Here is a 6,899-nt window from a genome sequence, read left to right on the forward strand (position 1 = left end):
GCAAGGTGCAATCCGACCTCTCCCCGCAGGCGGGGAGAGGTGAAGTTGAGATTGTCGCGGCGCGTCTTCATGCGAACCTGCTAAAATCCCGCGCGGGTGTTGGAGTAGCCGGCCGGTGCCGTGGCGTTGGCGTCGAGCAGCCAGCGCGCGCGCGGTTGGGCTTCCATCGTATCGGTCAAGCCGAGCGCGAGGCGTTCGGCGCCGGCCCACGCGATCATCGCGCCGTTGTCGGTGCAGAGCGAAGGCGGCGGCATGATCAGCTGCGTCTTCGCGTCTCTCGCAACGTCATGCAAGGCACCGCGGATCGCCTGATTGGCGGCGACGCCGCCGGCGGCGACCAGCGCACGCGGCGTGCCGAACTGCTCGCGGAACAGTTTGAGGCCGACGCTCAACCGGTCGGCCGTCGATTCCAGCACGGCGGCCTGGAAGCTCGCGCAGAGATCGCTGATGTCCTGCGGCGTGAGCTGTGCGATCCGGCTCGCCTCGTTGCGCACTGCGGTCTTCAATCCCGACAGCGAGAAATTCGCATCGGGGCGTCCCTGCATCGGCCGCGGCAAGGCAAAGCGCGACGCATCGCCGTTTGCCGCCGCGCGCTCGACCTGCGGTCCGCCCGGATAGGGCAGGCCCAGCATCTTCGCGACCTTGTCGAAGGCCTCGCCGATCGCGTCGTCGACGGTGGTGCCGAGCCGCACATACTGCCCGACGCCGGTGACCGCGACGATCTGGGTGTGGCCGCCGGAGGCGAGGAACAGGCAGTAGGGAAATTCGATGCCGTCGGTCAGACGCGGCGTCAGCGCGTGCGCTTCGAGATGGTTCACCGCGACCAGCGGCGTGTCGTGCACCATCGCGATCGCTTTCGCGGTGGTGAGCCCGACGATGACGCCGCCGATCAGCCCCGGGCCCGCGGCTGCCGCGACACCATTGAGCTGGGCGTAGTCGATGCCGGCCTCGTGCATGGCGCGGTCGATGATCCCGTCGAGCAGATCGACATGGGCGCGCGCGGCGATCTCCGGCACGACGCCGCCGAAACGGGCATGCTCCTCGATCTGCGACCGCACGATGTTGGACAGAATCCTGCCGCTCCCGCCAGGCGCGCGCTCGATCACCGCCGCGGCGGTCTCGTCGCAGGTGGTTTCGATGCCCAATACCAGCATTGGCGAATTGTTATCCAATTTGCGCCCTTGCACTCATCCATAAAGCAGAGTTCTGGTACGTCCGGTAGCATTCCGGGGTCGCCCAGCGCAATTGCCGTGCGCAGCCGTCCTCTTGAAAGCTTAAGGCGCCCCGGGGGAACACACGCCATGTCCATTCTTGTCACGCGGCCGCATCCTGACAACGAGGCGACGGCGGATAGTCTGCGCGCGCGGGGTCACGTGGTGCTGCTTGCCCCGATGCTCAAGTTCGAGCCGGTCCCCTTCCACGACGAAAGCGAGGTCGATTATAACGCCATCATCGTCACGTCGGCCAATGCGATCCGTGCCGTCGCACCGCTGTTGAAGGATCTCGATCTCTTGAGGCTGCCGTTGTTTGCGGTCGGCGAGCACACCGGGGCTGTCGCGCGCGACGCCGGCTTTGCCACGGTCATTGTCGCCGGCGGCGATGCCGCGGCCTTGCGCGACAGAGTGATGCAGGGCGCGCGCGACAAGGTGTTGAAGAAGAACAGCACCCTGCTCTATCTGGCCGGCGCGGACCTGTCGCGCGATCTCGGCGGCGAGCTTGGTGCGGAAGGGTTCAACGTGGTCACGCAGACCACCTACCGCATGGCGCCGATCAAGCATCTGCCGCGAGAGGTCTGCGATGGCTTTGCCGCCCACGGTATCCGGGCGGTGCTGCACTACTCCCGTCGCAGCGCCCGCGCCTTCCTGGAGGCGGCGCGCGATGAAGGTGTCGAAATTTCGGCGCTGTCCATTCCGCAATGCTGCCTGTCCGAGACGGTCGCTTCCGTGCTGCGCGAGGCCGGCGCGTCGCAGGTCCTGATCGCCGTCAAGCCGGACGAAAATGCCTTATTTGAAACGTTGGAGCGTGCTTTGCGGACCCGTTTGGCGTAAGAGGACGGGCCGAATCCGACGAAATCGGTCCCAAGGCACGCAAGTTTGAGGAACCGTCACGATGGCCGACGACAAGGCTGAAGACGCAGGATTGGCCCCCGAATCCGGCCGAGCCAAGCGCACCCCGCCCACCATCGACCTCGAGGCGACCGAAGTCTCCACCCAGCCGCAGGAGACGGCAGCCGAGCCGGAGGCGCAGCCGACGCCTGAGCAGGCGCAGGCGGAAGAAGCCAAACCCGAGGAGATCAAGTCCGAGGAGACGAAGTCGGAGCCCCAGCCCGAGCACGCCGAGACGCAAGCCGCCGCGGCGCCGCCGGCTTCGCGGCCGATTTCACCCTGGGTGATCGCGCCGCTCTCCGGCGCGGTCGCGGCGGCGATGGTGATCGCGGTCGGCTGGATGCTGGGCTGGCCCGCCGTGCAGGCGCCGCCGGCCGCTCCCCAAGTCACCAATGCGACGGTCGATGCCCTGAGCGGGCGCGTCGCCGCCGTCGAGACCAAGGTGGCCAAGCCGGCCGCCGATCCGGCGATGGCGGCGCGGATCGATGCGCTGGAAAAATCCGCAGGCGTCTTGCGCAGCGATATCGCCAATCTGCGCACGCAGTCCGACAAGACCGCGAGCGCGCTGAACGATGTGAAATCCGCGCCGCGCGATGCGGCCGCATCTCCCGATCTTGCTGCCATCAACGAGCGCATCACCCAGCTCGAGCGCGGCGTCAGGAGCGAGCGCGCCGAGCTTGCACAGCAGGGCGAGAAGATCGCGGATGCCAAGCCGGCCGACGACAAGCCGCTGCGCCATGTCGTGGCAGCCGCGCTGCTCGATGTCGCCGTTCGCCACGGCGATCCCTATGAGGCCCAGCTCGCCGCGGCGCGGTCGCTCGCGGGCAATCCCGACGTGCTGAAGCCGCTCGACACGTTCGCAGCGTCAGGCATTCCGACGCCGGTCGCGCTGAGCCGCGAGCTCACGAACATCGTGCCAAAGCTGTCGCCGCCGGCGGAGGCGCAGACCAGCGGCACCGGCATCGTCGAGCGGCTGCAGGCGGGTGCGTCGAAACTCGTCCGCATCGAGCGCACCGACGGGGTCGGCAACGACCGCGGCGCGATCGTCGCGCGGGTGACGGCCGCGGCCTTGCGCAATGATTTCGCGGAAGCGCGGCGCGAGCTGAAGACGCTGCCCGAGGCCGATCGCGTCCCGGCGCAAGCCTGGCTCGCCAAGGCCGATGCCCGCGATGCCGCGCTCGCGGCGTCCCGCAAATTCGCCGACGATGCCATGGCGGATCTCGCCAAGCCTGCTCAATAAGGTTCGCGCAATAACTGGCGCGTAATAGGGATCGCCATGCTTCGCATCGTCCTTTTCCTGATTCTGATTGCGCTGGCGGCGGCCGGCGCGGCCTGGGTTGCCGACCAGCCCGGTGATCTCGTCCTGACCGCGGGCGGTTTCCGCGTCTCAACGACGCTTCCCAGGTTCGTGTTTTTGCTTGGCATCTTTGCCGCGGCAGTCGTGCTCGTCTGGAGCATCCTGACGACGATCTGGCGCACGCCGGGGCGTATGCGTCGCCGCCGTTACGAAAAGCGCAATGCGCGTGGCCGTCATGCCATCACCCACGGCCTGCTCGCGATCGGCCATGGCGACACGGCGCTCGCCCGCCGGCACGCCGAAGCGGCGCGGCGGCATGCGCCGGACGATCCGCTTGCACTCCTGCTGCACGCGCAATCGGCGCAGCTCGAAGGCAGGCGCGATGAAGCGCAGCGCGTCTTCCGCGCCATGGCCGAGCGCGAGGATACGCGGCTGCTCGGCTTGCGCGGCCTGTTCATCGAGGCGCAGCGCGCCGACGATGCGGTCGGCGCCGTGATGATCGCGGAGGAAGCGATCAAGCTGTCGCCGTCCTCGACCTGGGCCTCGCACGCGGTGCTCGGCTTCCGCTGCGCGCGCGGCGACTGGAGCGGCGCGCTCGCGATTCTCGATTCGAATTTGTCCGCCGGCCTGATCGACAAGGCCGCCTATCGCCGGCAGCGCGGCGTGCTGCTCACCGCGCGTGCACTGGAGCTCGAGACGATGGACCGCGACGTCGCGCGCGAGAGCGTGGTGGAGGCGGTCAAGCTCGCGCCGACGCTGGTCCCGGCTGCTGTGCTCGCCGCAAAATTCGAGAGCGAGGCGCATCAGGTGCGCCGCGCCATGAAGCTGGTGGAGGCGGCATGGCTTGCCAACCCGCATCCCGATCTCGCTGACGCCTATGCACATGTGAAGCTCGGCGATTCGGCGCGGCAGCGCTTGCAGCGGGTCGAGACGCTCGCGGCAAAGATACCGGCCGACAAGCCTGGCCATATCGAGGGCCTACTCGCGCTCGCGCGCGCCGCGATCGATGCCTCCGAATTCGTCCGCGCACGCGACGCGCTGGCGCCTTATGTCAGTGATCCGACCCAGCGTGTTGCGCTGCTGATGGCCGAGATCGAGCGGTCCGAGCATGGCGACAGCGGCCGTGCCCGCGCCTGGACCTTGCGTGCGGTGCGCGCCCGCCACGATCCGGTCTGGACCGCGGACGGTTATGTCAGCGATCGCTGGCGCCCGGTCTCCCCGGTCACTGGCCGGCTCGACGCGTTCCAGTGGCAGACGCCGGTTGCGAGTCTGCCCTCCGACAAGGGGACGACGATCGAATCCTCCGCCTTCGAGGAAGCCATGCTGGCCGCCCCGCCGCCCAAGCGGGTGACGGTTGCCGGCCAAAGCCCGGTGGAACCGGCTCCGTCCGCGCTCGCCCCGGCTCCGGCCGCGCAGGACAATGCGCCGCCCGAGGCCAAAGCGCCTGAGATGACGTCCGATGTGGCGTCCGCCGAGCCCGTCAAACCGGCGCCTGAGCCCGCCGAATCATCGCCGCCGGTTGCAACGCCGGTGTTCCGGACCCGTGCCGATCTCGGCAAGCCCGCGCCGGCCCCAATTCCGGCCGTCATCCCGATCGTCCGCGCGCCGGATGATCCCGGGATCGACGACGAGGGTCCCAGCGATGAATTTACGGAACAAATCGGCACGCCAAAGGCCCAGGCCGGCGGCTGGCGCGGATTCTGGTCCCGCTGGGGCGCTTGAGCCGCATTTCGCACGCCGCTTGTCCTTGCCAATTCGGGCCATGCCCGATATCAGGAGCGCGCGTATCGGGACCGGCTTCGCCCGGCCCCGGCAGGGTCCGCCGCAATAGCTCAGTTGGTAGAGCACGTCATTCGTAATGACGGGGTCGGGGGTTCGAGTCCCTCTTGCGGCACCAGCGCTCAACATGTCCAGACCGAAGACATCGGTAACAGATCGTACCTAAGACATAGGTGACAACCTCGTGCCGAGCGGGTTGCCGATTGGTTGCAAGGTCATTTACTCCAGGTCGATCCCGCCGACGCGCAACGCATCCGATTTGGTGTGTTACGGCGAGACGCGTTCATGGCATGACCATTATTGCTCGGTCCGCGCTTTCGCCGTCAACCCCGCGCGGCAAAGGCCGCGCCCCTGCGGGCTTCGGGGGGGTGACGGCTCAGCGCGGCCAAGCAACTGGCCACCATGCCAAGAATGCAGGAAAGCGCGTCTCGGTCAGAGCGCCGAGGCCGTACTTGAGACATGGGTGGCGGGCTTCGGGCCGAACGGGTTGTCGAGGGGTTGCAAGGTCTTTTGCTCGAGGTCGAAGTAACCGAGATCGTAATGCATGAAGCTGACGAGCCAAATGCCGTCGTCGACTTCCTTGATGCCGAGCTTCTGGCCGGCCAGCACGGTGGAGATGTTGATCTTCTTGCGATGGAGGCAGAGGCGGCCGCAGGCGGTGATGACACCGTCGCGGTCGTGGAACGGATATGTGAGTTCCGGCAGACCATCGTAGCGGCGGGTTGAGGCTGTGTAGAGCTCTCCGGGGCACTTCATGTCGAGCGCCTCGTGGGGACGTTCAGAATTGAACTCGCGGAGGAAGGCATCGAAGCGTGCCTGCTGCTGCAAGCTGTTGAACCCCGGCGGCCGGGTGGCCTCCTTCTTCAGCGTGAGATGCATGCGCTCGTGACGGCCGTTCTGCTGCGGATGGCCCGGCTTGATGCGTTCGATCGCAATGCCGAGTCTGAGCCACCACACCGACAGCTTCGAGAGGTTGAACAGCGCGTTTGGACTGGCAAAGGGCACGCCATTGTCGGAGCGGATGGCAAAGGGCAGACCGCGCTCGCGGAACAGCCGTTCAAAGGCAGTAATGGCAGGATCTTCCCGCGTGGAATCCAGCGCTTCACAGAGCAGCAGGAAGCGCGAGGCATGGTCGGTGACGGTCAGCGGATAGCAGTATCGGCCATTGCCGAGCTTGAACTCGCCCTTGAAGTCGGCACACCACAGATCGTTGGCAAGCGTGCCCTGCGACAGCGGCGTGCCGTGCGCGCGGTGGCGCGGCACGCAGCCGCGCTTGACCAGGCCATGGCGGTCGAGGATCGCATGGATGGTGCTTTTGGCCGGCACCCGGACGTCGCCGTCGAGCCGTCGCACCAGGAGCTCGCGGATCTTGCGGGCGCCCCAGTGTGGCTTCTCGCCCTTCAGCCGAACGATCAGGGTCTCGACCTGCTGCGGGAGCTGGTTGGCGTAACGGATCGGCCGCCTGGAGCGGTCGCTTAACGCTTCAAGCCCGTGCTCCTTGTAACGATCGAAAATCTTGTAGCCAGTTTTGCGGGAGATGCCGAACTCCCGGCAGACCTCGGCCATGGCTTCTCCATCCAGAAGCCGGGCGACAAAGCGAAGGCGCTCTTCCATTACCGAACTCGCTTTCCACGGCATCCACACCTCCCGCAGAACAAAAGCGGAAAGTGTAACCCATGTGTCCGGTACGTTCTGTCACCTATGTCTCGGGCCGCTCA

General features: G+C 66.9%; 5 protein-coding genes and 1 tRNA gene. 4 read left to right on the plus strand and 2 right to left on the minus strand.

Annotation, left to right across the window (positions count from 1 at the left end):
- Positions 1-80 precede the first annotated feature (80 nt).
- The gene (gene tsaD, locus AXW67_RS34880; protein ID WP_063681549.1) at positions 81-1,154 is read right to left on the minus strand and encodes a tRNA (adenosine(37)-N6)-threonylcarbamoyltransferase complex transferase subunit TsaD; all 1,074 of its coding nucleotides are present in this window, start codon (positions 1,152-1,154) and stop codon (positions 81-83) included.
- A 147-nt stretch (positions 1,155-1,301) separates the two neighbouring features.
- On the opposite strand from tsaD, the gene AXW67_RS34885 reads away from it, so the two are divergent.
- The 4 genes from AXW67_RS34885 to AXW67_RS34900 all read left to right on the plus strand — a co-directional run bounded on the left by AXW67_RS34885 (position 1,302) and on the right by AXW67_RS34900 (position 5,299).
- Positions 1,302-2,048: a uroporphyrinogen-III synthase gene (locus tag AXW67_RS34885; protein WP_063681550.1), complete on the plus strand. Its 747-nt coding sequence runs from the start codon at positions 1,302-1,304 to the stop codon at positions 2,046-2,048.
- 61 nt (positions 2,049-2,109) lie between these two features.
- A complete protein-coding gene (locus AXW67_RS34890; RefSeq protein ID WP_063681551.1) occupies positions 2,110-3,345 on the plus strand; it encodes a COG4223 family protein in 1,236 nt (411 codons plus the stop codon).
- A 36-nt stretch (positions 3,346-3,381) separates the two neighbouring features.
- Complete coding sequence (locus AXW67_RS34895) at positions 3,382-5,124, plus strand: heme biosynthesis protein HemY (RefSeq protein ID WP_063681552.1); 1,743 nt, start codon at positions 3,382-3,384, stop codon at positions 5,122-5,124.
- 99 nt (positions 5,125-5,223) lie between these two features.
- A tRNA-Thr gene (locus AXW67_RS34900) sits at positions 5,224-5,299 on the plus strand.
- 314 nt (positions 5,300-5,613) lie between these two features.
- Here AXW67_RS34900 and AXW67_RS34905 read toward each other — a convergent pair.
- Positions 5,614-6,819, minus strand: a complete 1,206-nt coding sequence (locus AXW67_RS34905) for an integrase core domain-containing protein (RefSeq protein ID WP_063677366.1) — start codon at positions 6,817-6,819, stop codon at positions 5,614-5,616.
- Positions 6,820-6,899 lie beyond the last annotated feature (80 nt).

The sequence above is a fragment of the Bradyrhizobium neotropicale genome, from assembly GCF_001641695.1.
Taxonomy (GTDB): Bacteria; Pseudomonadota; Alphaproteobacteria; order Rhizobiales; family Xanthobacteraceae; genus Bradyrhizobium; species Bradyrhizobium neotropicale.